20 protein-coding genes are annotated in these 24,384 nt (G+C 42.4%); 9 read left to right on the top strand and 11 right to left on the bottom strand.

Features of this window, described 5'->3' with window-relative positions; translation table 11 throughout:
- Window positions 1-6: 6 nt before the first annotated feature.
- Window positions 7-1,710, bottom strand: a complete 1,704-nt coding sequence (locus GUA46_RS00980; RefSeq protein ID WP_176618936.1) for a GMC oxidoreductase — start codon at window positions 1,708-1,710, stop codon at window positions 7-9.
- Between the two features lie 142 nt (window positions 1,711-1,852).
- Here GUA46_RS00980 and GUA46_RS00975 point away from each other — a divergent pair, with 142 nt between their 5' ends.
- The 6 genes from GUA46_RS00975 to nadD all read left to right on the top strand — a co-directional run bounded on the left by GUA46_RS00975 (window position 1,853) and on the right by nadD (window position 6,528).
- On the top strand, window positions 1,853-2,905 hold the full coding sequence (locus tag GUA46_RS00975) for a sugar phosphate isomerase/epimerase family protein (protein WP_176618935.1): 1,053 nt from the start codon (window positions 1,853-1,855) through the stop codon (window positions 2,903-2,905).
- On the top strand, window positions 2,902-3,648 hold the full coding sequence (locus GUA46_RS00970; RefSeq protein WP_176618934.1) for a 3-keto-disaccharide hydrolase: 747 nt from the start codon (window positions 2,902-2,904) through the stop codon (window positions 3,646-3,648). Before GUA46_RS00975 ends, GUA46_RS00970 begins: the two co-directional genes overlap by 4 nt.
- Window positions 3,649-3,688: 40 nt before the next feature.
- Window positions 3,689-4,405, top strand: a complete 717-nt coding sequence (locus GUA46_RS00965; protein WP_229418433.1) for a 3-keto-disaccharide hydrolase — start codon at window positions 3,689-3,691, stop codon at window positions 4,403-4,405.
- 84 nt (window positions 4,406-4,489) lie between these two features.
- Window positions 4,490-5,347 (top strand): YicC/YloC family endoribonuclease, encoded by an 858-nt coding sequence (locus GUA46_RS00960; RefSeq protein WP_176618932.1) that lies wholly within the window; start codon window positions 4,490-4,492, stop codon window positions 5,345-5,347.
- Window positions 5,344-5,940 carry a guanylate kinase gene (gmk, locus tag GUA46_RS00955; protein WP_176618931.1) on the top strand — a complete coding sequence of 199 codons (597 nt, stop codon included), beginning with the start codon at window positions 5,344-5,346 and terminating at the stop codon, window positions 5,938-5,940. The genes GUA46_RS00960 and gmk overlap by 4 nt, the downstream gene beginning before the upstream one ends.
- Before the next feature lie 3 nt (window positions 5,941-5,943).
- Entirely contained in the window at window positions 5,944-6,528 is a 585-nt protein-coding gene (gene nadD / locus GUA46_RS00950; protein WP_176618930.1) for a nicotinate (nicotinamide) nucleotide adenylyltransferase, read from the top strand.
- Window position 6,529: 1 nt separating this feature from the next.
- On the opposite strand, the gene GUA46_RS00945 is transcribed toward nadD, so the two are convergent.
- The 3 genes from GUA46_RS00945 to GUA46_RS00935 form a co-directional block, all read right to left on the bottom strand.
- Window positions 6,530-7,252, bottom strand: a complete 723-nt coding sequence (locus tag GUA46_RS00945) for a DUF6503 family protein (RefSeq protein WP_176618929.1) — start codon at window positions 7,250-7,252, stop codon at window positions 6,530-6,532.
- Between the two features lie 37 nt (window positions 7,253-7,289).
- Window positions 7,290-9,584, bottom strand: a complete 2,295-nt coding sequence (locus GUA46_RS00940) for an inorganic phosphate transporter (RefSeq protein ID WP_176618928.1) — start codon at window positions 9,582-9,584, stop codon at window positions 7,290-7,292.
- 71 nt (window positions 9,585-9,655) lie between these two features.
- The gene (locus tag GUA46_RS00935; RefSeq protein WP_176618927.1) at window positions 9,656-10,870 is read right to left on the bottom strand and encodes a porin; all 1,215 of its coding nucleotides are present in this window, start codon (window positions 10,868-10,870) and stop codon (window positions 9,656-9,658) included.
- 300 nt (window positions 10,871-11,170) lie between these two features.
- Between GUA46_RS00935 and dgt the strand changes: the two genes are divergently transcribed.
- A complete protein-coding gene (gene dgt, locus GUA46_RS00930) occupies window positions 11,171-12,529 on the top strand; it encodes a dGTP triphosphohydrolase (RefSeq protein ID WP_176618926.1) in 1,359 nt (452 codons plus the stop codon).
- Here dgt and GUA46_RS00925 read toward each other — a convergent pair.
- Both GUA46_RS00925 and dxs read right to left on the bottom strand, forming a co-directional pair.
- Window positions 12,526-13,584 (bottom strand): DUF3078 domain-containing protein, encoded by a 1,059-nt coding sequence (locus GUA46_RS00925; RefSeq protein ID WP_176618925.1) that lies wholly within the window; start codon window positions 13,582-13,584, stop codon window positions 12,526-12,528. The two genes, dgt and GUA46_RS00925, sit on opposite strands and share 4 nt — an antisense overlap.
- Complete coding sequence (dxs, locus tag GUA46_RS00920) at window positions 13,575-15,386, bottom strand: 1-deoxy-D-xylulose-5-phosphate synthase (protein WP_229418411.1); 1,812 nt, start codon at window positions 15,384-15,386, stop codon at window positions 13,575-13,577. Before dxs ends, GUA46_RS00925 begins: the two co-directional genes overlap by 10 nt.
- Before the next feature lie 50 nt (window positions 15,387-15,436).
- Between dxs and GUA46_RS00915 the strand changes: the two genes are divergently transcribed.
- Window positions 15,437-15,886 (top strand): nucleoside deaminase, encoded by a 450-nt coding sequence (locus GUA46_RS00915; RefSeq protein ID WP_176618924.1) that lies wholly within the window; start codon window positions 15,437-15,439, stop codon window positions 15,884-15,886.
- Window positions 15,887-15,939: 53 nt separating this feature from the next.
- Here GUA46_RS00915 and GUA46_RS00910 read toward each other — a convergent pair whose 3' ends face one another.
- The 4 genes from GUA46_RS00910 to aspS form a co-directional block, all read right to left on the bottom strand.
- Entirely contained in the window at window positions 15,940-16,134 is a 195-nt protein-coding gene (locus GUA46_RS00910) for a cold-shock protein (RefSeq protein WP_108245446.1), read from the bottom strand.
- A gap of 83 nt (window positions 16,135-16,217) precedes the next feature.
- Entirely contained in the window at window positions 16,218-16,478 is a 261-nt protein-coding gene (locus tag GUA46_RS00905) for a hypothetical protein (RefSeq protein ID WP_108245445.1), read from the bottom strand.
- Window positions 16,475-18,259 carry a chloride channel protein gene (locus GUA46_RS00900; RefSeq protein ID WP_176618923.1) on the bottom strand — a complete coding sequence of 595 codons (1,785 nt, stop codon included), beginning with the start codon at window positions 18,257-18,259 and terminating at the stop codon, window positions 16,475-16,477. The genes GUA46_RS00905 and GUA46_RS00900 overlap by 4 nt, the downstream gene beginning before the upstream one ends.
- Window positions 18,260-18,323: 64 nt before the next feature.
- On the bottom strand, window positions 18,324-20,072 hold the full coding sequence (aspS, locus tag GUA46_RS00895; RefSeq protein ID WP_176618922.1) for an aspartate--tRNA ligase: 1,749 nt from the start codon (window positions 20,070-20,072) through the stop codon (window positions 18,324-18,326).
- 365 nt (window positions 20,073-20,437) lie between these two features.
- Between aspS and GUA46_RS00890 the strand changes: the two genes are divergently transcribed.
- Entirely contained in the window at window positions 20,438-20,788 is a 351-nt protein-coding gene (locus tag GUA46_RS00890) for a toxin-antitoxin system YwqK family antitoxin (RefSeq protein WP_108245442.1), read from the top strand.
- Window positions 20,789-20,862: 74 nt separating this feature from the next.
- On the opposite strand, the gene GUA46_RS00885 is transcribed toward GUA46_RS00890, so the two are convergent.
- The gene (locus GUA46_RS00885) at window positions 20,863-24,375 is read right to left on the bottom strand and encodes an efflux RND transporter permease subunit (protein WP_176618921.1); all 3,513 of its coding nucleotides are present in this window, start codon (window positions 24,373-24,375) and stop codon (window positions 20,863-20,865) included.
- Window positions 24,376-24,384: the final 9 nt, after the last annotated feature.

The following is a 24,384-nucleotide window of genomic DNA, read 5'->3' as shown; positions in this document are numbered from 1 at the left end:
TAGGTTTTAAGCAAATTTATTTTGTTTGAACTGTTCCGCAGCATGGTTGGCGGCCCTTGCCGTAAATGCCATATAGGTCAAAGATGGGTTTACGCAACTTGAAGATGTCATAAAAGCACCATCGGTAACATAAACATTGGGTACTGCATGCAATTGGTTATGTTTGTTCAGCACGGAAGTTTTTGGGTCGTGACCCATGCGGGCACCTCCCATTTCGTGAATACCTAGACCTGGTCCTGTCTCCATATCAAAAACGGAAATATTTTTAAAGCCGCCTGCTTTCAACATAGCCTCGCCTTCTACTTTTATGGCCTCTCGCATATTGTATTCGTTTTCTTTGAATTCAACGTCAAAATCCAGTTGGGGCAGTCCCCATTTATCCTTTTTGTCCTTGCTCAAGGTTACTCGGTTGTCGTGGTACGGTAACATTTCACCAAAGCCGCCCAATCCAATTTCCCAGCCTCCAGGCTTTAAAATGGATTCTTTTAGCGCCTCTCCATATCCCATCTCTGCAACCATTTCCGACCAATCGGTTCTATTGGCCCCACCTTGATAACCAAAACCACGGAGAAAATCCGGGCGTTTAGTTTTCTCATCCAGATTAACAAATCTTGGAATATAGATGCCGTTGGGTCTTCGCCCTTTATAATATTTGTCCAAATGCCCATCTACTTTTGCCGATGCTCCGAGTTGGTAGTGATGGTCCATGATGTTCCTTCCTAGCTGGTCGTGTTCGTTGCCCATTCCATTGGGAAACCTATTGGATTTCGATTGAAGCAGAATCCCCACGGATGCCATGGAGGAAGCGCAAAGGAAAACTATACTACTGTTAAATTCCAGTTTTTCCTGTGTTTCAGCATCTATAATTTTGACGCCGGTCGCCCGGTTCCTATTTTCATCATAGACCACTTGGTGTACGATTGAATTTGGCCTCAAGGTCAAGTTTCCGGTTCTTTCCGCAGCGGGCAAGGTAGATGAATTACTACTAAAGTAACCTCCGAAGGGACAACCCCTCCAACAACGGCTTCTAAATTGACAAGGTCCTCGACCCGTAAAATCGGTAGTGTTTTCAGTAATATGTGCCGCACGGCCAATGGTAAGCAAGCGACCATCATCAAACTCTTTACTAAGCGATTCCTGGAGCTCCAGTTCAACACAGTTGAGTTCCATAGGTGGCTGAAAAACACCATCGGGTAGTTGTTTGAGGCCCAAAGCCTGGCCGCTAACGCCGATGTAGGATTCAACTTTGTCGTACCAAGGAGCAATATCTTTGTAGCGCACCGGCCAATCTACGGCAATACCCTCCTTCTGGTTTGCCTCAAAATCAATGTCGCTCCATCTATAACTTTGTCGTCCCCAGGTCAGGGATCTTCCCCCCACTTGATAGCCCCTGATCCAATCAAAACGTTTGGTCTCTTGGTAAGGGTGTTCCAAATCGTTCACAAAAAAGTGTTTTACATCTTCTTTGGGCGCCCACCCGACCCTAAGTTGTTTATGATATTTTTCTTTGTCCTCACGGGAAAGCTCTCCTTTAAAAGTATAATCCCACGGATCATCGTTCATGGTTTTATAATCTTCAATATGCTTCACCATTGGCCCTCGTTCCAATACCAACACGTTGAGTCCGTTTTCGCATAATTCCTTGGCGGCCCAACCGCCACTTATGCCCGTTCCTACAACAATGGCATCATAAACTTTGTTTTCAATCACTTTAATGTTGTTTTAATTGTTAGCTAATCCCTATATTTATGTTTTTCTACATGAGACCTAAAAATAGCATAGTTTTTTTCTTAAATATAAAAGATAAATCCCAATTAATTTGGGATTTCCTAATTCCTTAAATTTTAACTAAATGAAGACAATTAAAGGACCGGCCGTATTCCTAGCGCAATTTGTGGACAATCAACCTCCGTTCAATACTTTGGACGGTATGTGCAAATGGGCATCAGATTTAGGGTACAAAGGGATTCAGATACCAACTTGGGAATCCTTCTTGATAGATTTGGACAAAGCGGCCGAAAGCCAAGATTACTGTGATGAACTCAAAGGAACGATAAATTCCTATGGTTTGGAGATCACCGAGCTATCTACCCACCTACAGGGGCAGTTGGTAGCGGTACATCCTGCCTATGATATCATGTTCGACAATTTTGCACCCGAAGCATTGCACGGAAAGCCAAAAGAGCGCACAAAATGGGCGATAGAAACCGTTAAAAAAGCCGCTACGGCAAGCCGAAGACTTGGACTTAAGGCCCATGCGACATTTTCAGGTTCCTTGCTTTGGCACACCGCTCATCCATGGCCGCAAAGACCGGCTGGATTGGTAGAGATGGGTTTTGAGGAGCTGGCCAATAGATGGATGCCCATCCTTAACCATTTTGATGAAGAAGGCGTGGATGTTTGTTATGAAATCCATCCTGGCGAGGACCTTCATGATGGTGATACCTTTGAACGCTTTTTGGAAGCCACTGGGAATCATAAAAGAGTCAACATTTTGTACGACCCAAGTCACTTCGTACTACAACAACTGGATTATATAGCCTATATCGACCACTATCATGAGTTTATCAAATCGTTCCACGTGAAGGATTCCGAGTTTAATCCAACTGGGAAAAAAGGAGCCTTTGGTGGTTATAACGATTGGGGAGATAGAGCAGGTAGGTACCGTTCTTTGGGAGATGGACAAATAGATTTCAAGACAATCTTCTCCAAACTGACTCAATACGGATGCGATGTATGGGCCGTAATGGAATGGGAGTGCTGTATCAAGAGCCCTGAACAAGGAGCTCGCGAAGGAGCCAAATTTATTCAAGATCATATTATAGAAGCAACCACAAAAACATTTGATGATTTCGCTGGAGCGGATATCGATGAACAAAAACTTAAAAACATATTAGGATTATGAAAAAACCATTGTTGTTTATAGCTCTTGCAGCAGTATTTGCCTGCAAGGACAAACCAAAGGAAAACAAAGAAGAAGTTCAAGAAGAAATGACGGAGGTAGTTGAAGAAAAAGAAGCTGAATGGACCACCTTGTTCGACGGGACAAGTTTTGACGGTTGGCACATGTACAATGGAGGAGAGGTTACCGAGCCTTGGAAACTAGAAGATGGAGCCATGGTGTTTTACCCAATGGAAAAAAGACCCGAAGGAGCCAACTACAACTTGGTGACCGATGAAGAGTTTACCGATTTTGTACTGACCCTGGATTGGAAGATTTCCGAAGGAGGAAACAGTGGATTCTTTTGGGGCGTAAAGGAAGGGGAGGAATATGGCCAGCCATACGTTACCGGTCCGGAAATTCAAGTTTTGGATGACGAGAGACACCCTGATGCAAAAAATGGAGAAGATCGTTTGGCGGGATCCTTGTACGACATTGTTCCACCATCTGAAAAAGTGGTCAAACCAGCGGGCGAATGGAACTCCGTGGAATTGATGATCAATCACAAGACCAACCAAGGTCATGTAATTTTGAACGGGACCAAAATTGTGGAGTTTCCGTTGGAAGGTCCGGAATGGGACAAATTGATTGCCAATTCCAAATTTGCCGACTGGGAAGATTTCGCCGCTTTTAATACAGGTAAAATTGGATTGCAGGACCATGGGAATGTGGTAGCATTCAGGGATATTAAGATTAAAGAGTTGTAGAATGAAAAGATTGAAATACACTTTGGGGATAGTTGCCGTGATGACAGGTTTATTCGTTAATGCTCAGGAAGTAGAGCCCACAAAACCTGAAGCGACCGAATTATACAAGCCTGTTCCTCCAAAAGTAACACCCGGTGAGAACGGTGCGTCTCCAAGCGATGCCATTGTATTGTTCGATGGTACCTCGTTGGATAAATGGATAAGCACTGTGGACAGTACTGCCGCCAAATGGACTTTGAACAAGGACGGCAGTATGACCGTTAAGGATAGAACCGGCGACATCCAGACCAAGCAGAATTTTGGGAGCGTACAGTTGCATGTTGAGTGGAAATCACCTGCCGAAGTACAACGGGATGGCCAAAATAGGGGAAACAGTGGAATCTTCCTGAACGGACTCTACGAGGTGCAGGTATTGGATAACAATGACAATGACACCTACGTAAATGGTCAAGTTGGCTCCATTTACAAACAGCACATACCCTTGGCCATGGCTTCCGTGCCCACAGGGGAATGGAATACCTACGATATTATTTATCACGCGCCAGAGTTTGAAAAAGGTCAAAAAGTAAAGTCCGGTACTCTTACCGTGATACATAATGGTGTTTTGGTGCAAGATCATGTAGAGATCAAGGGAACCACCCCTTACATTGGTTGGCCTAAAAACCCTCCACACGGAAAGGGACCTCTTAGACTTCAGGATCATGGGGACAACAGTAGGGTAAGCTATAGAAATATTTGGGTAAGGGAGTTGAATTAACTCCCTTTCACCGTTTGCCAGATAGAATCTTTAAAGTGCCAGTAACCTATTTTGGTTACCTTTGGCAAAATTTATCATACATCTATGATTCAATCCATGACAGGCTTTGGGAAGCATATAGTGCAGCTTCCTTCCAAAAAAATCACTATAGAGCTCAAGTCGCTCAATAGCAAGAGTTTGGACATCAATGCCAGACTTCCGCAATTCTATCGCGAAAAGGAACTGGAACTGCGCAAAATGATAGCTGGGGCTTTGGTGAGGGGCAAGGTTGATTTTAATCTTTATGTTGAAATAACCGGGGAGGAAACCACGGCAGAAGTCAATCAAGGTGTGGTTCGGAATTATATGGATCAACTGGCCAATATTGTCAAGGGAGACGACATTAAACTCCTGGAGATGGCCCTGCGGATGCCGGATACGTTAAAAACGGATAAGGACGATATCGATGAGGAGGAGTACAAGTCCATAATCAAGGCTATGAACGAAGCCCTTTCCAAAATCGTCGAATTTAGAAATGAAGAAGGAAAAGTTTTGGAAGAAGACTTTGTAGCAAGGCTCAACAACTTGAACAATCTATTGGAAAAGGTGAATACCATGGATCCCGAGCGACTTGGAACAGTACGTGAACGATTGGAGAAATCGGTGGCCGATTTAAAGGTGGAGCTGGACGCCAATAGGTTTGAGCAGGAACTCATCTATTATTTGGAAAAATACGATATCACAGAAGAAAAGGTAAGGTTGGCCAACCACCTGAAATATTTTGAATCGACCCTAAACTCCGATGATTCCAATGGAAAAAAACTAGGATTCATTTCCCAAGAAATCGGAAGGGAAATCAATACCATTGGTTCTAAGGCAAACTATGCCCCCATGCAACAATTGGTAGTGCAAATGAAAGACGAATTGGAAAAAATCAAGGAACAAATGCTGAATGTGTTATGACGGAAGGCGGTAAACTTATCATTTTCTCTGCACCATCGGGCAGTGGAAAAACGACCATTGTGAAACATTTGTTGAATCAACCCGAACTCAACTTAGCATTTTCCATTTCGGCTACTTCACGTCCACGTAGGGGCAAGGAAAAGAATGGTATCAACTACTATTTTATGTCGGTCTCACAATTCAAGAGACACATTAAGGACGGGGACTTCCTAGAATGGGAAGAGGTATACCGAGATAATTTTTATGGCACCCTTAAAAGCGAAGTGGAACGACTTTGGTCAGAAGGAAAAAATGTAATTTTTGATATTGATGTGTCCGGTGGACTAAGAATCAAAAAGAAATTTCCTGAGAAGACTTTGGCGGTATTTGTAAAGCCACCCAGTGTTGATGAACTTAAGATCAGGCTCAAAAAGAGAAGTACCGAGAGCGACGATAAGATCAATATGAGAATTGCGAAAGCTTCAGTGGAGCTTGCCACGGCCCCTCAGTTTGATAAAATCATCAAAAATTATGATTTACCTGTCGCGTTAGACGAAGCTCATAAATTGGTGGCAGAATTCCTCGGTGTAGAGATACCTCCAAAAGAAAACTAGACCATGAAAAAGGTAGGGCTCTTTTTCGGGACCTTCAACCCCATACATATTGGTCATTTGATCATTGCGAACCATATGGTTGAGTTTTCCGATTTGGATGAGGTTTGGTTCGTAATTACCCCGCAAAGCCCGTTTAAGGTCAAGCAATCGCTTCTGGACAACCACCATCGGTATCAAATGGTTTTTGAGGCAGTACAAGAGTATCCCAAACTAAAGCCCAGTAAAATAGAGTTCGACCTCCCACAGCCAAACTATACGACAGATACACTGGCCCATTTGGATGACAACTACGGTAAGGACCATCGTTTTTCACTGATCATGGGAGAAGATAATTTGAAGAGTTTCCATAAATGGAAGAATTATGAAACCATCTTGGAGCACTATTCCATTCATGTCTATCCTAGAGTTTCAGAAGGCGTTGTGGAACATGAATTTAAAGACCATCCCAAGATCACTCGGGTCGATGCCCCGATTATGGAAATTTCCTCCACTTTTATTCGTAAGGCACATAAGGCAGGAAAAAATATCCGTCCGTTATTGCCATATACGGTTTGGAAGTATATGGATGAAATGAATTTTTATAGGTAGGCTATTGTACCTCTTTTGACAAGGTATCAGTGCCCAAATATGTATCGTCCCTGTTCATGTACCACGCCCTTGTTTTTGGCATTTTTATACCCTCGATGGTCTCCAGTCCCTTTAAAATGATATACTCACCATCATTTTTGCTTTCATCATGGTAAAACTGATATACTTCCATGGCATAGGTGGTAGGGTCAAAGTAAAAATACCAAGTATCCTTTCCGATTGTTGCATCATAAGTTACCTTTAGAACAAGATAATCTTTGCCTTTGAATGTTTTCTTTTCAGCTTTTGGTTCCAAGTTGGTTCCTGGGTCGTTCAGCTTCATGGGGAGTCCGTAGAGATAGGTATAATAGTCTTTCATGAAATTGCCGCGTTCACAGTTCAATTTGAACTCTTCAGCTTCCTTTTGGGTGTATTTTTTACTTCCGTTCAAGGTAATCTCGCAGGATGTGTTTTCAATTTGGTAGGAATATGTATTATCTCCTTGGGATACATCCAGATTAAATTCCTGTTTTGGAAAATCAACCTGAATTACACTAGTCCTTTCTGGGCTGTTAGGGGTTTCCATCATGACTTTAAAGGTGGCCTGCAAGCTTTCCCAATTTCCATTCGGATCGTGAAAGGCAATGGCCTTTTCTAGAATATTTTCCGCAGGAAGGGATTGTGAATGCCCGGAGGCAGCGGATAACACACCAAAAACAAGTAGAGCAAAACAATATCTTTTCATCCTATTAAAATTAATGAGGACGAAAAGATACCGTTTTTTATTTTTTTTCGATAGTGGCTGGTTGAACCGTACTATCGTGTTCGCGATAGTATTGTTCCAAAAGGTTCATCATAGCGGTAATCAAGTCCCTTGTTTCGAGCAATAGGGAGAAATATAGCGTGGTGTTCTTTGGGCTCGATTCCTCTGTTCTTGTTCGGGACACTTGGATGTCTATCTTTTGGGAAACCAAATCATAAAGTTCTTGCTTGGAATCCAATATGGCGCCTATTTGCTCAAAAGATTTTTCTTCGAACGCCTTTTGGGTACTGTTGAAGATTTCCTCCAATTTATGGTCGATTTCCTTGAGCTCCTTTATTTGATTGTACTTTAGCTTTTTATGGTTGTTTTGAACGTGATTGTAACTCACTTTTCCAATGTATTCCAAGGATTGGGACATATCTGTCAGGTACCCCATTATGTTTATGTAGAAGTTACTGGCTCCGATATGGGCCTCTTCCAAGTTCTTGATGAAATAAAAGGTGTGTTCCCTGAGGTCTTCTATTTCCAATGCAAGTTTGTTTCCTTGTTTTTTGTTCTTTTTTAGGGAATCCAAAGCCTGCTTCGCAAGACCGTTAATAGAATTGGAATAAATCTTATTGCTACGCTTTACCACATTGGCAATGTTGGCCGCAGTCTCTTCAATAACACCTTGTATGGAGCTGCTTTCAGCTCTTCTCAAGCGATCTTCGACCTTGATTTCCTTGGATTTTTTGTTGTAGGATATATAATTTCTTACCAAAAGAAGAACCGCTGCGAACAACAACATGGCTATGGCGGCACCTTTCCCAAAATTAATAAGGGACAAGACCACTCCTGAAGCAATAAAAGCAATTATGGCCGTACTGAACCATCCTGCGATTACGTTCAAAACCCCAGCAACCCTGTAAACAGCACTTTCTGCACCCCAGGCCCTATCGGCCAAGGAAGTACCCATGGCCACCATAAAGGTGACATAGGTGGTTGAAAGGGGGAGTTTGTAAGATGTGGCAATGGATATTAAGATACCGGCAACCATTAAGTTCACCGAAGCCCTTATCATATCAAAAGCAGGTAATTGAAGCACTTTTTCCTTTGAAAGGTTCACGGTGGGCTTTTCAAACCGTTTATTGATTTTCTTTTGTATTGAGTTGGGAACTATGGAGGAAGCCCATGTAGACAAATTGATGGAAAACCTTACCAGGCCTCTTGATAGAAAGTTTGGCTGAAACTTTTCCTTGGCCTCACCTTCTCTGGATAAATTTATTTCGGTATCGGCAACATATCTGGCTTTTTTGGACATCCATAGAGTTGCCACCATAATCATTCCTGATAGGAACAACAAAAGGGTAGGTGTCTCTACAGTGTTAGCCAAGATTCCCATACTAAATTCAGAAGCATCCACTCCTGACCCCGACCATGCTACATAGGATTGCCAAGCAGCAATGGGCACACCAATAAAATTGACAAGGTCGTTTCCTGCAAAAGCAAGTGCCAAAGCGAACGTGCCCACCCCTATGATAACTTTGTAAATATTGACTTTGGCGAATTGTATGAGTACATAGGACAAAATAGCCCAAAAAGCAAAATTGATAAAGCCCACTTTGTAGACTTCTGTCTCCAAATAATCCTTAATGGTTACACCTCCTATAAAACCGTATGTCTGGTCTGCAAAAGGAGTTCCCTTTATTCCTTTTAAAAGGATAAAATAAGAAATGGCGGACAGCGCGATTCCTGCAAAAACGGCGCCGACCCAATTCGCCTTTCTTTGAAATTGATAGGAAAGCAATACCCTGGATACCCATTGCACAAAGGCACCAATGGAAAATGCAATCACAACTGACGATAGTATTCCTATGATTATTTCAATCGCCTTGTCCGTATTGATAAAATGCACAATATCGGAGAAGCTACCATTTACATTTGCTATTTTTAGGATGGCCATTGCAACAGCGGCACCCAAAAGGTTAAAAACTATGGAAACCGTTGTTGATGTGGGCATTCCTATGGTATTGAAAAAGTCCAATAGTAGTATGTCCGTAATCATCACGGCCATAAAAATGAACATGATCTCATCAAAATAAAATTCACCGGGGTTAAAAATACCTTTCCTTGCAACTTCCATAAGACCGCTAGAGAAAATGGCTCCACAGGCTATGCCCACGCTTGCCACGATCATGATGGTCTTGAACGATATTGCCTTGGAACCAATAGCAGAATTCAGAAAATTTACCGCATCGTTACTAACGCCAACAACAAGATCTGCAATGGCCAGAATGCCCAAGGCCACAAGGATTAAAAAGTAAATGTTGTCCATAATTAGAAATCAAAAAAATTTTTCAAATATCAAGAGAATACGCTTTTGATAAGTTATGTTAAGGTTATTTTTTAAAAATGTACATCTACCTGTAGACGGTACATCAGCTCATTCAAACCATTGTCAATATTTAAATAGCTAAGGTCTGTTTGAACCTTTAGTTTATGTCCTACAATATATTTTGATAGCCCTAATGTATATTGTTTTTGCGGATTTTTACCTGTAATTTCCATGTCCAATTCAATGTTGGTGAATCGGGCCGATACCTCCCAATTATTTTTGAACAAGTAACCCGATTGCAGGTTAAGTCCATTCCCTACCTGCACAACGTCTCCCGTAGGAGTATTGTCGGAGTTCAATGCCACTGGTTCACCGGCATCGCGATGGGCAAACTCTCCCATTAGTGAAAAACCCCTGTATTTGAACATAAGGTCAAGGAACAGTGTATAGATGTTGGTTTCGTGGAACCCAATATCATTGGACATATAACTGCCCATATTGCTCCTAGTTTTAACCGCATTGTTGTTTATGTCATAAGTGGTTCCGAACATTAGTTTAGGCGTTTGCTCCCTGTTGAGATCGGCAGCTCTGTAATCACCTTTTTTAACGAAATTCCCAAAGGGAAGCAGCTCAATTCTTGAGGTGTATTGGTGCCCTCCTAGATTACCCTGTGTAACGTTTCTTCCCTCACCTTGTGAGAACGCGAATTTTTCACGGACCAAAAACCTATTGCCCAAATAGAAATGATGTCTGAGTTGAAAGCCCATATCCCTGTCTATATTGAACCTACTGTTCAACAATGAGCGATCCACCTGTTGAAGATTTCCGGAAGAGATGACCCTTTCAATGTTGCCGGGCAACTTGGTTTGTCCAAACCAAAGTTCAAAGTTCTGGTAGAAATTCCAAATGACCACGGCATCAAGGATGTATCTTGGCGTATTGCCCGTAAACTCTGATGACCCCGACATATCCCTGTTCGACAGACCAAGCTCAATCTTGTATTTAAGTTTTGGGGAATAGGCAAAGCCGTTGAATTTAAGCCGTGCACGTCTTACCAAAAAATCCTGCTCTGGGTTGGCAAATTTACTTTGCCCTTCATCAGTCCAGCTAAAATTGGATAATAATTGCATTCTTGCTCCCACTTTCATGGACCAAGTGCTGTCTTTGCCCATAATGTTGAGCAATCCGTCACCAAAATGCGTTGGTCTAATTTCTTGAGAATAAGAAAAATGCGTGCAAGTGAATATAAAGATAATCCCAATGAGGGTTAACTTTGGGGTATTCATTACGGTACTAGTTTTTGTCGCTGCAAATAACCGTACCCAATGTTAAGTTAACATTTCCTGTATGTTATCTTATAGATGTCATTTTGATAAAAAAGGCTACCTTTTGAAAGGTAGCCATCAGATTTCGAAGAATAGTCGACAAAAACTAATATCCATAAAGAAATCCGCTCCAAAATTGGACTTTGAAAATTTCTTTACCGTAATTTTAAGTTTAAGTAATCATTAAGCATTGTAAACAATGTAATATCCCTACGTTGGTGTATGATTTAGGTTAAACGTATATTGCACCAATAAATCATTATGAACTGGGAACAGCTACTCTCTTTAAAAAGATACGGGGATACGGGAAAACGCCTTCGCAAGGAACAGAACGAAACCCGGCTAGGGTTCGAGGTGGACTACGATCGAATCATTTTTTCATCTGCATTTAGGAGTTTGCAGGACAAAACACAGGTGTTTCCAATGCCGATTGCCGTAGGCTCACAGAAGAATTTTGTGCATACCCGCCTAACGCACAGCATGGAAGTGTCAGTGGTAGGAAGAAGTTTGGGACGCATTGCCGGACAACAAGTTTTGTCGAAGTATCCGTTCTTGTCCGAAGTCCATGGTCATCATTTTAATGATTTTGGAGCTATTGTTGCCGCTGCCGCCTTGGCCCATGATATTGGAAACCCACCGTTTGGGCACAGTGGGGAAAAGGCCATCGGCAATTACTTTAAACAGGGCAAGGGAAAATTTTATGAAGATGTTCTCACAGCAGAGAAATATCAAGATTTGATTGATTTTGAAGGTAATGCCAACGGGTTTAAGTTGTTGACAGAATCCCGCGAAGGAGTGCCAGGGGGATTGCGGTTGAGCTACGCCACTTTGGGAGCCTTTATAAAATACCCCAAAGCTTCCCTGCCCAAAAAACCATCGAGGAACATTGCCGATAAGAAGTTTGGTTTTTTCCAGTCCGAAAAAGCGTTTTTTAATGAATTAGTGGGGGAAATAGGTCTTTTGCCCAATCCTGCCCACCCGAAAACAGGATTTTTAAGACATCCGTTGACCTATCTGGTGGAGGCTGCGGACGATATTTGTTATACCATTATCGATTTTGAGGACGGCATCAATTTGGGTCTTATACCGGAAGAATACGCATTGGAGTACCTTATCAATTTGGTGAAGGACAACATCAATACCAAAAAGTATAATGCCATGACTACCTCCAGTGATAGATTGAGCTATTTGAGGGCACTTGCCATCAATACTTTGATAGGGGACGCAGTGGACGTTTTCGTAACAAACGAGGAGAAGATTCTCAATGGTGAGTTTGATGCATCTTTACTGGACAAAGGAAAATATATAGCCCAAGTTGATGATATCATTAAACTGAGCGTGGAAAAGATATATCAATCCACCGAGGTAGTGGATAAGGAATTGGCCGGATATCGAATTATTTCGGACTTATTGGATATGTACACTACGGCCCTTATCAACGTAAAGGAGGGAGAGGATACCAATTATGACCGGTTGCTCATCAAAAGTTTGCCTGAAAACTATAGGAATACGGATGCTTCCATCTATAAAATATTATTGGACACCAGTTGTTTTGTAGCCAGTCTGTCCGATAGTGCAGCAGTTCATATCCATGATAAATTAACAGGTCGAAAGGTCTAAAACGAATAGAGCAGTCCTACCCCCAGTAACTGCTTAAACTGGATTTTGGACACGCCCGGGCTGATTACGGTTCCATCTTCCGCAACTTCCTCATCAAATTTGATGTCATCATCAAAGATGATATGCGTTCCAATATTGGCATTTAAGAAGTCATTCACTTTGAGATTGAAGTTAAGTTCCCAATCCACATCTATGTTCCCAAAACTCCGAACATAATCTGTATATAAGTTGAGGCGATGACTCATAAGAACGTTGTTGGTAATTTCGGTTTCCCAAGTATTCGTCACCAAAAAACCAAGTTCCAAAAACACCCTGTCTCCTTCTTCTACACCAAAAGCGCCCTGGTTGGAGAGATTCTCATCCAATACAAAGGTCGATTTCATGGTAGCGGGTGAAATGTAAAGGTTGAACTGATCTTTTGGGGGTATGTATGATGTACCGACACCGACAAACAAATATCCTGGGGCCATGAACTTTGAAATGGGGGTCTCGCGATCGGGATATTTATAACCATTGGAAAATTGTGTCCGAATGTTGGCCTTTACCGAATAGTACCAATTGGTAATGGTGTCCTTCCTAAAACTAAGAGTGGTGGAGAGTCGGATCTGGTCGTCCGTTTTGCGGAGTTTTCGTCCTTCTTGTGCATTGAGGCCATATCGAAGCTGGGCTTCATTGTTCCAACTTAGGTAGCGGAATTTATAGTTACGGGCAAAATCAGCGCTCGCGAGAGCCGAAACAGAGTTGTCCCCCCCTGCATTCCAGTTGACAAATGAGACTTCGCTTACGTTGAGGCCAAATTTGTTGGTTTTTTTCCAAAAAGAAGTAGGCTTGAACCGATTGTACCATATACTCAAAGGCTTTACCCTGTTCAATACCGTACGCGGGTCGGTCAGTTTTGCATTTCGGGTGAGGTATTTGAGCTTTACATCCTTAATGCGAATTATCTTAAAGCTGCCATTGGTGCTATCAATTTCAAACGCCTTTAACTGGGTCACTTGGGCATGGGCAGATAGAAAAACGGCTAGAAATAAAATTAAAAAACAGTTTAATCGCATTGGTCTAAGGTTGATTGTATGTATGAGTGTATCGTATCAAAATCTATACCAGCCATTTGGTGGGTCTCCAAGACATCGCCATGATCCACAAATTGGTCCGGGATTCCAAATATTTTAACAGGTTTTGATAAACCTTCCTCGTTGATGAATTCGAGTACTGCGGAACCAAAACCACCCTGCTTTGTGCCATCTTCAACGGTAATAATATGCTCGTAAGTAACAAAAACGGTGCGGAGAAGATTCTTATCCAGAGGTTTTGCAAAGCGCATATCGTAGTGCCCCACTTCTTCGGGCCTATTCAGTTCTTGAATAAGTTCGGCAATTGTATTGCCAATATGCCCAATGGTCAGAACAGCAATTTTGGACCCGTTTTTGAGCCTACGTCCAGTACCTATTTCTATAGATTCAAAATCATTTTTCCAATCTATGGTCACGCCACGACCTCTGGGGTATCTTATTGCAATAGGTCTATCCAATCCCAATTGTGCTGTATACATGATGTTTCGGAGTTCCATCTCGTTCATTGGGGAGAATATGGTCAAGTTGGGAATACAGCGCAGGAACGCCATATCAAAAACGCCATGGTGCGTAGGACCGTCCTGTCCCACTAAACCCGCTCTGTCCAAACAGAAAATTACCGGGAGCTTTTGTAGCGCTACATCATGTATCACCTGATCATAGGCTCTCTGTAAAAATGTGGAATAGATGTTACAAAATGGCACAAGGCCCTGTGTGGCCATCCCCGCCGCTAATGTAACAGCGTGTTGCTCCGCGATGCCTACATCAAAGGCGCGCTCTGGAATTTCTTCCATCATAAATTTTAACGAGCTTCCACTGGGCATAGCAGGGGTAATTCCTACGATTTTTTCATTTTCTTTGGCCAATTCCACCAGGGTGTGACCAAATACGTCCTGATATTTTGGTGATTGTACCTCCCCTGATTTCTTTAATCTTTCCCCTGTGATTTTATCAAATTTTCCAGGGGCATGGTACACCACCTGGTCTTCTTCGGCCTGCTTTAAACCTTTCCCTTTTGTGGTAATTATGTGGAGCAATTTTGGGCCATCCACATGTTTTAAGCGTTCCAGTTCAGTGACCAGAGCTTGAAGGTCATGACCATCAATCGGACCTGTATAGTTCAGGTTGAGGCATTCAAAAATATTCTCGTCCTTGGCGGTTCCAGCCTTAACATTGGTAAGATATTTTTTTAATGCACCTACGCTAGGGTCGATTCCTATAGCGTTATCGTTCAAGACAATTAATGCGTTGACATCTGTCACGCCCAAATGGTTAAGTCCTTCAAATGCCATTCCGCTCGCAATGGAAGCATCCCCAACTACGGCAATATGTTGTTTGCTAAAGTCTTTGTTGAGTTTTGAGGCCATGGCCATGCCCAAGATGGCAGATATCGCTGTTGAACTGTGCCCGGTCCCAAAATCGTCGTATTCGCTTTCACTTCGTTTTGGAAAACCACTGATTCCGCCCAATTGTCGATTGGTATCGAAAATTTCTTTGCGCCCTGTGAAGATTTTGTGTCCGTAGGCTTGGTGACCTACATCCCAAATAAGTTTGTCATACGGTGCATTGAATACGTAGTGAAGGGCAATGGTAAGTTCCACAACCCCAAGACTGGCACCTAAATGTCCCTCTTTGGTAGAAACAATATCAATGATAAATTCCCTCAATTCCTTAGCGAGCTTGGGCAACTCCTTTAAGGTTAATTTTTTGAGGTCCTTAGGCGATTCGATATGTTTTAACAGTCTTTCCAATGAATAAAAAACAAAAGTATCGATTCTCTCCAAGATTATTTTATGTGTAGCTTAGCAATCTGTTGAAAAATGAGATAAAAATCGTGGAGAACCCTTTTGATGACAATTATTTTATGAAAAGAGCCATGCAAGAGGCAGAAATTGCCTTCGAAAATGGTGAAGTGCCTGTAGGTGCGGTCATAGTGGTGAACAACAGGATTATTGGAAGGGCCCACAATTTAACCGAACGGTTAAAGGATGTTACCGCACATGCCGAAATGCAAGCGATTACGGCTGCGTCGAACTTTTTGGGGGGCAAATATTTGCAGGGATGTACGTTGTACGTGACCTTGGAGCCTTGTCAAATGTGCGCAGGAGCATTGTATTGGAGCCAAATTTCCAAAGTGGTTTATGGTGCTTCGGATTTGGAGCGCGGGTTCAGTGTCATGGGAGGGCACCTTCATCCCAAAACCGAGGTCGTAGGAGGTGTAATGGAAAGGGAAGCTTCGGAAATGCTCAAGCGATTCTTTATTCAACGGAGAAACCTCAATTAAAGAAAAAACCCCGGACTTGCCGAGGTTTTAAATCAAATCAAAATAAAATATTTTTATCCGATTACTTGCACGCGTGCAGCAACCACTCCTTTTCTTCCTTCTTCTTCGATGTATTCTACTTTGTCGCCTTCGTTCAATTCCACTCCGTTCAATGCTGTAACATGAACAAAGATGTCTTTTCCTGTGTCGTCGTTTGTAATGAAACCATAACCTTTGGAATCATTGAAAAATTTTACTGTACCAGTCATTAAAAAATAAATAAAATGTTAAAATACGAATGTAACTTTTTTTATGACTGATTGGATGAAATGAAGTTTAAATCTTATGAAAATTATTTGTTTTCAGTATTTTTTCGCTCTTTTTCCTGCATTTTCTTAATATTTTCCTTGGTAAGCATGTAATCTTTCATGTTTTTGACCTTGCTTTCTTTCCATAGGAAAAGTGGCATGGCTACCAAAAATAGACCAACTGTGCCTCCTCCAATGTATTTGGGTGCCTGTGGATGCCCTTCTTCCAAGGAAAGACCGTAGAATATGGAGCCAAGGGATGCCAGCATAATAAAAAAAACGATATGTTTGAGTTTTATCTTCATTGAGAGTAATTGATCAATTTTCTGCGATAGGCGGTCAACATTTTTGATTTGCTGATGAAGCCCTCATATTTGCCATTTTTGATGACGGGCAAGTTCCAAGCGCCGCTATCCTGAAATTTTTTCATTACCTGCTTCATGTTGTCCGTCTCGTAAAAGATAACCTCTGGCGGTGCATGCATCAAATTTTTAACAAAAACGGTGTCATATATTTCGGTGTCGAACATCATGGGCCTGATGTCATCCAAGACGATAATCCCAATTAATTTTTTTTCATCATCCAGTACTGGGAAAAGGTTTCTTTTGGATTTGGATACGGATTGATGCAACATTTCGCCCAAGGACATTTTTGGGTGAACAGGCTTGAAATTCTTTTCGATAACATCATCCATTTCCATCAGCCCGAGCACCATTTGATCCTTATTGTGCGATAAAAGCGCTCCTATTTTGGCCAGTTCTTTGGTGTAAATCGTATAATCGAGGGCATTTTTAGTGATGAGGTATGAAATAGCGGCGGTTATCATCAAAGGAACAAAAAGTTGGTACCCTCCTGTTATCTCAGCTATCAAGAATATGGCGGTCAAAGGTGCGTGAATTACCCCGGCAATGAGACCTGCCATTCCAATCAAGGTAAAGTTACTTTCCGATACCGAGAATCCCAATCCCAGATTATTGATGACCTTCGCAACCACATTGCCCAATGCGCTTCCCATAACCATGGTGGGGATAAATACTCCTCCAGCTCCCCCTGCACCGATGGTGGTGGTCATGGCAATAGCCTTGAAAATGGTAATGCCGAACAAGAGCGCAATAACCACCCAGATATTGTCCGTGAACGCATCAAATGGAGTGGTGCCCAAAGCTTTTAGGTGATTACCGTCCAATAGGTTGTTGATAAATCCGAAACCTTCACCATAGAGTGGGGGAATGGCGTACAACATGATGCCGATGGCGATTCCACCAACCAATAATTTATACTTTGGACTTTTCAATTTTTTGAATAGCGAGAGTATCCGAAAGTACATTTTGGTAAAATAGATGGAGGCAAAGCCGGTACCTACTCCCAACAAAACGTAAAATGCGGTGTCTTCCAGTTTAAAGCCTTCGGATAGCGAAAAGCTGAACAATACTTCGTTGCCCAAAAAGAAATAGGAGGTGAGTACCCCTGAAATCGATGCCAAAAGCAAGGGGAGCATGGACATCATGGTCAAATCCAAGGTAAAAACCTCCACTGCAAAAATTATGGCTGCAATGGGCGATTGGAAGATAGATGCAATTGCACCGGCCGAAGCGCAGGCCACCAAAAGGGTTCTAGTTTTTGCATCAATATGGAACAATCTGCTTAAGTTGGAACTTACTGCGGACCCGGATTTTACAGCTGGACCCAACAAACCAACAGAACCACCAAAACCAACGGTGAGCGGAGCGGTGATCAATGGGGTGTAAATATCCTTTAGTTTGAGCAGTCCCCTCTTTTTGGAGAGTGAGAATATAATAGAGGAAACTGCATGTTGTAGTGGCTCTTTGTGTACAAATTTGACATAGAGATAGACCAAGGTAAGTCCTATCGTCGGAAGGATGAAATACAGTTGGTTCTCCGAGAAAACGATTCCTCTTTTTAAGAGCGATTCAATAAAATAGGTGGAGTTTTTTACGGTAACCGCTACCAGTCCTGCCAAAAATCCAACGACCAAACTCATTAACTGAATAAAGGTCCTGTTGGAGATATTTCGATATCGCCATTTTAAAAAGCGGGTGAGCAGTTTTTTATTGCTGTAGGGCATGGAGGTCCGTAATACCTATTAAAAGTATTAAAAAATCCCGCTTACAAAACGGGATTTTCTATTATTACATGTCCAATTTTAAATGGAGTTCTTTTAGTTGCTCTTCGTCGATGTTCGCCGGGGCATCTATCATAACATCGCGTCCACTGTTGTTTTTTGGGAAAGCGATGTAGTCTCGAATAGTTTCCTGTCCGCCCAAAATGGCCACCAATCTATCCAGACCAAAAGCGATACCACCGTGGGGAGGCGCTCCATATTGGAAAGCATCCATCAAAAAGCCAAACTGTGCTTTTGCTTCCTCTGGGGTAAAGCCCAAATGTTTGAACATGGTCGCTTGGGTCTCTTTGTCATAGATTCTGATGGAACCACCTCCGATTTCGTTTCCGTTCAGCACCAAATCATAGGCGTTGGCCTTTACTTCTCCGGGTTTTGTGTCCAACAATTCCAATTGACCTGGTTTTGGGGAAGTGAAAGGATGGTGCATGGCATGGTATTTTCCGGTTTCCTCATCCAATTCCAGCAGTGGGAAATCCACGACCCATAAGGGAGCGAATTCATCCGCTTTTCTAAGTCCCAATCGAGTGGCCAATTCCATTCGAAGGGCACTCAATTGTGCGCGGGTCTCGTTGGTATTTCCGGAAAGCACACAGATAAGGTCACCCGCTTTTGCACCGGTGGTTTCGGCCCATTTGGCCAAATCTTCTTGGTCATAAAACTTATCCACGGAAGATTTGTAGGTGCCATCCTCGTTACATTTTACATATACCATTCCCTTGGCGCCCACCTGAGGGCGTTTAACCCAATCAATTAACCCATCTATTTCTTTTCGAGTGTAAGAAGCTGCTCCCGGCACAGCTATGCCAACCACTAATTCAGCAGTGTTGAAAACATTGAAATCTTTATGCTGCGCCACAGGGTTCAATTCACCAAATTCCATCCCAAATCGGATGTCGGGCTTGTCGTTTCCATACAATCGCATGGCATCATCGTAGGTCATACGTGGAAATTCATCCACTTCCACACCTTTAATTTCCTTTAAAAGATGTTTTGTCAAACCTTCAAAAGTGTTTAGGATATCTTCTTGCTCAACAAACGCCATTTCACAGTCAATTTGAGTAAACTCGGGCTGGCGGTCTGCACGAAGGTCTTCGTCCCTAAAACATTTCACAATTTGGAAATACTTGTCCATTCCTCCTACCATCAACAATTGTTTAAAGGTCTGGGGAGATTGGGGAAGGGCATAAAACTGGCCTTCGTTCATGCGGCTGGGCACTAAAAAGTCCCTTGCCCCCTCGGGAGTGGATTTTATCAAATAAGGTGTTTCAATATCGATAAAACCTTGGTCGGACAGATATTTTCTGACCTCCATCGTCACCTTGTGCCTAAATATAAGTTTGTTCTTTACTGGGTTTCTTCTAATGTCCAGATAGCGATACTTCATTCGAATGTCCTCACCGCCATCGGTCTCGTCCTCAATTGTGAAAGGAGGAAGCAAAGAATTATTAAGGACAGTGAGTTCGGTCACCAGAACTTCGATTTCTCCCGTTGGGATATTCGGGTTTTTGGAAGCTCGCTCTATAACTTGCCCCTTTGCTTGTATAACGGTTTCACGTCCCAGTTCGCGAGCTTGTTCCAAAAGTTCTTTGGTAGTTCGTTCTTCATCAAATACCAATTGGGTTATGCCGTAACGGTCGCGAATATCTACCCACACTACAAAACCTTTGTCGCGCAGCTTGTGCACCCATCCACTTAGTATTACCTCTGAACCTATGTCCGATGCCCTTAGGGCACCACAAGTATTGCTTCTGTACATGATGTTTGTTATGAGAGCGCAAATTTAATAGGAATGTGGATATTTTACAGTAGATAATCTCTTTTTCTCCTTGACCTGCTTTTTTAAATTTCAAAAATGGCTACAAGGGGCATATCGCTTAACGTTAAATTAACATTGGAGATCATTTTTCCATTGTAGAGGTTGGGGTATAGGGCAAAATTCTTCGATTAAATGGTCGTTTTGAAGAATTACAAAAATATTAACTAATTGAAATACAGTAAATTGAACATTTTAAGTTAATTTAATGTAAACTAAATGTTATGTAAATGTGTGATTAACGTAAAATTTAAGTAACTTTGATTCGTTATCATATTGATACTAATAATATTAAATCCCATCTAGATATGAAAAAAGCAGTATTATTTTTGGCGGTGATGTTTGCGGTTGGTGTGTCTGCACAAGATACCAAGCCTACCTTTGAAAAAGTGGGAGATATGGTGAAAGCCACTTATTTTCACGACAATGGTGAAATTGCCCAAACAGGTTATATGTTGAACGGAAAGTTGCATGGAGATTGGGTAATGTTCAATGTAGAAGGTAAAAAAATTGCCACCGGCCAATACGACAATGGAGAAAAAACCGGGAAATGGTTTTTTTGGAGGAACGATGAATTGAACGAAGTTGACTTTACGGATAACCGTATTGTGCAAGTAAAAAGTTGGAGCCAAGGCGATGCCGTAACGGTAAACCAATAATTATTTAAAATCAGTGTTTAAGCAAAAAAGCCCCGACCATTTGGTCGGGGCTTTTCTATTGTTTTTGTACTACATTATGTGGTAGCAGTTTCAATTTGTTCTTGTTTGCGTTCTTGCCTTGCCAACTTTCTTTTTCTAATCCTTAGCTTTAGCTTGTATACCAAGGTGAATAGAATAGGTACAACAATCAGTGTTAGGAAGGTTGCCACCAATAATCCGTAGATTACGGTCCAAGCCAACGGTCCCCAAAATATTACGTTGTCACCTCCAAAATAAATACCAGGGTCAAACTCGCTCATTAGGGTAAAGAAGTTGATATTGAATCCTGTTGCCAATGGAATCAAACCTAAAATGGTGGTAATGGCCGTTAGCAATACGGGACGCAATCTCGATTTTCCTCCTCTTACAACGGATTCCAAGAAATCATCAGGCTCCAAAAGCCCATCTTCATCAAGGTCTAATTTCACCTTCTTTCTATCGATTAGCAGTTGGGTATAATCCAATAGTACCACACCATTGTTCACCACAATACCTGCCAGGGATATAATTCCCATCATGGTCATCATGATAACAAATGCACTTCCTGTAGCAACGATACCTCCGAATACACCAATCAAACTCAAGAAAATTGCAAGCATGATAATGCCCGGTTTACTGATGGAGTTGAATTGGAATATCAGAATAAAGAATATCAGTCCAAGACCGGTGAAAAAAGCACCCATCAAAAAGGCCATTTGCTTATTTTGCTCCTCTATCTGACCTGTATAATCTATTTTGATATTATCCGGAAGATTTTCGAAATCGTTCATTTCTTCCTGGATTTTGCCCACAATGGCACCGGCATCCGTATAGCCCGAAGCCAACGCGGAATAAACGGTTACCACCCGTTTTACATCCCGGTGCTTTATAGCGCTAAACCCGGTGCTGTTCGTTTGCTTGGTGACCGCCGAAATTGGAACTTCCTTGATTTGTCCGCTGGATGGGTCCCTAAATGTGATGCGCTGGTTGAAAAGGGCACTGGTGTTGTACCGGTCCTCTTCGTTGAACCTCACGTAAATGTCGTAATCTTCACCACCTTCTTTGTAAATGCCGGCTTTGGAACCAAAGATGGAACTACGGAGCTGTTGGCCAATCTGACCGGTTGCAATGCCCAACTCACCTGCTTTTTTACGATCAACCTGTACCAACATGGATGGCTTGGACTTGTTTACATCTATCTTGAGCTCATCAATACCGGGTATGTTTCTTGAATTGATAAAATTTCGCATTCTTTCCGCGGTATTGATCAATTCGGTATAATCCTCTCCTTCCAATTCTATGTTGATGGGGTAACCGACGGGAGGCCCAACGGCGTCTTTTTCAACCGAAATGGCAACGCCGGGATACACATCTTTCAATGCCTCCTGAACTTTTCTCAAAAGTTCTTGGCTATCCGCACCTTCACGGTATTTGAATTCCCGTAAGGTGGCCGTGATTTTGCCCCTGTTTGGCATTTCTGCACTGGAACCACCATCGGTCTGGGGGTTACCGGCACCTTCCCCTACTTGGGATACGGCACTTTCGGTCATAAAGTTGTAGTCACCGTTCATGTAAGCGTCCGAATTGATGATGTCGTATACCCGCTCTTCAATGTCCTTGGTGATTTTGTTCGTCTTTTCTATATCGGTCCCTTCGGGGTATTCGATATAAACGATAATTTGGTTGGGCTTGTTATCGGGGAAAAACTCCACCTTGGTTCTTTGGCTACCTACGGAAGCACCAAAACCGATAAAGGCGATTATAAGCAGGACAAAAGTGGTAACTGCAATAAAAATGGGCCTTCTTCCAGCAAGGGAATAGCGTAGTGTCCTCTCGTAAAAGCTTTCCCATTTGGGAAGGATCCTATTTTGGAATATCCCGGCCCAGTTTCTTAGGAACAAACGATAAATCCATAACATAATCGCAGTTAGCACCATCAGTGACCCCAATGACCTATACGCTCCACCGAAGATGACGATGAGAATGCCGATTACGGAAATAATGGATGTGATGCGCACAATCTGTTTTAGGGGCATCTCCTTGTCCTCAGTAGTCATGTATCGTGATACCAGAACAGAGTTAAAAAAGATTGCCACAAATAGGGATGAACCCAAAACCACCGACAGGGTAATAGGGAAATACTTCATAAACTGCCCCATGATGCCCGGCCAAAGCCCCAAAGGCACAAAGGCTGCAACTGTGGTCAGTGTTGATATGATAATCGGGAACGCAATCTCACCAATACCTTTTTTCGCAGCTTCGATACGTGGCATTTTTTCCTCGTCCATAAGACGATAAATGTTTTCCACAACCACAATACCATTGTCCACCAACATTCCTAGCCCCATAATAAGTCCAAAAAGTATCATGGTGTTCATGGTGTAGCCCAAAACGTTGAGTATCATCAGCGACATGAACATGGACATTGGAATGGCGAAACCTACGAACAATGCATTTTTGAAGCCCAAAAAGAACATCAGGACGGTTACCACCAAGATAATACCGAAGATGATATTGTTTACCAGGTCATCTACTTGGCCAATGGTCTTGGACGATTGGTCGTTGGCTATGGTTACCGTAAGATCTTGAGGAAATTCATTCTCAATAGCATCGTCAACTATTACTTTGATCTGGTCCACTGCGTCGACCATGTTTTTACCGGAACGTTTTTTTACATCGAGCATTACCACGGGGTGTCCAAACTCCCGTGCATAGGTGGTCTTTTCCTCTTCCTTAAAGGTAACCTTGGCGATATCCTTAAGGTAGATCGGGTTTCCGTTTTCGGATTTCACCACAAAATTTTCCAGTTCGTTGGGCTCATCGATTTCTCCAACTATCCTAATGGTTCTACGTTGCCCACTGGCAATAAGATTTCCGGCAGAGGTAGTCAGGTTTTCGTTGCTGATACTGTTTATGACATCGTTGAAACTGACCTTGGCGGCCATCATCTTGTAAATGTCCACGGCAACTTCTACCTCTTTTTCCTGTGCACCACGAATATCTACTTGCTTGATTTCTTGAAGGCCTTCTATTTCGTCTTCCAAGTATTCGCCAAACTCTTTGAGTCTTTCAATAGGGTAGTCCCCGGAAATATTGATGTTGAGTATGGGTATTTCTTCTGAAAGGCTCAAATCGAATACATTGGGTTCCACTTTGGCCCCGTTAAAGGTGGGCCAATCCTCGCCGGCTGTTTTAGAGTCAACTTCGTCCTTTACCTTTTGAAGAGCAGCCTCCACCGAAATGTTTTCATCAAACTCCACAATGATCATGGAATAATCCTCTTGAGAGGTAGATGTGATTTCTACAAGATTGCTCACAGTCTTGAGTTCGTCCTCAAGTGGGTCGGTAATGAGTTTTTCAATGTCCTCTGCGGTGTTTCCCGGATAGATTGAACTGATGTATATCTTGGTCTCTTTTACCTCAGGGAAGCTTTCCCTGGGCATGCTGAAATAAGCCATGCCACCAAGGATAAGGATAACCAGGATCAGCACATACATTGTGGTCTGGTTATCGATGGCCCATGAGGACAGCCGAAACTCCTTGTCTACACTTTTCTTTTGTTTGCTCATAATTTATTT

Origin of the sequence: Flagellimonas chongwuensis, assembly GCF_013376415.1 — a bacterium.
GTDB lineage: Bacteria > Bacteroidota > Bacteroidia > Flavobacteriales > Flavobacteriaceae > Flagellimonas > Flagellimonas chongwuensis.
Note: the sequence above shows the minus strand (reverse complement) of the source record. Positions and strands in the feature narration are given on the sequence as shown.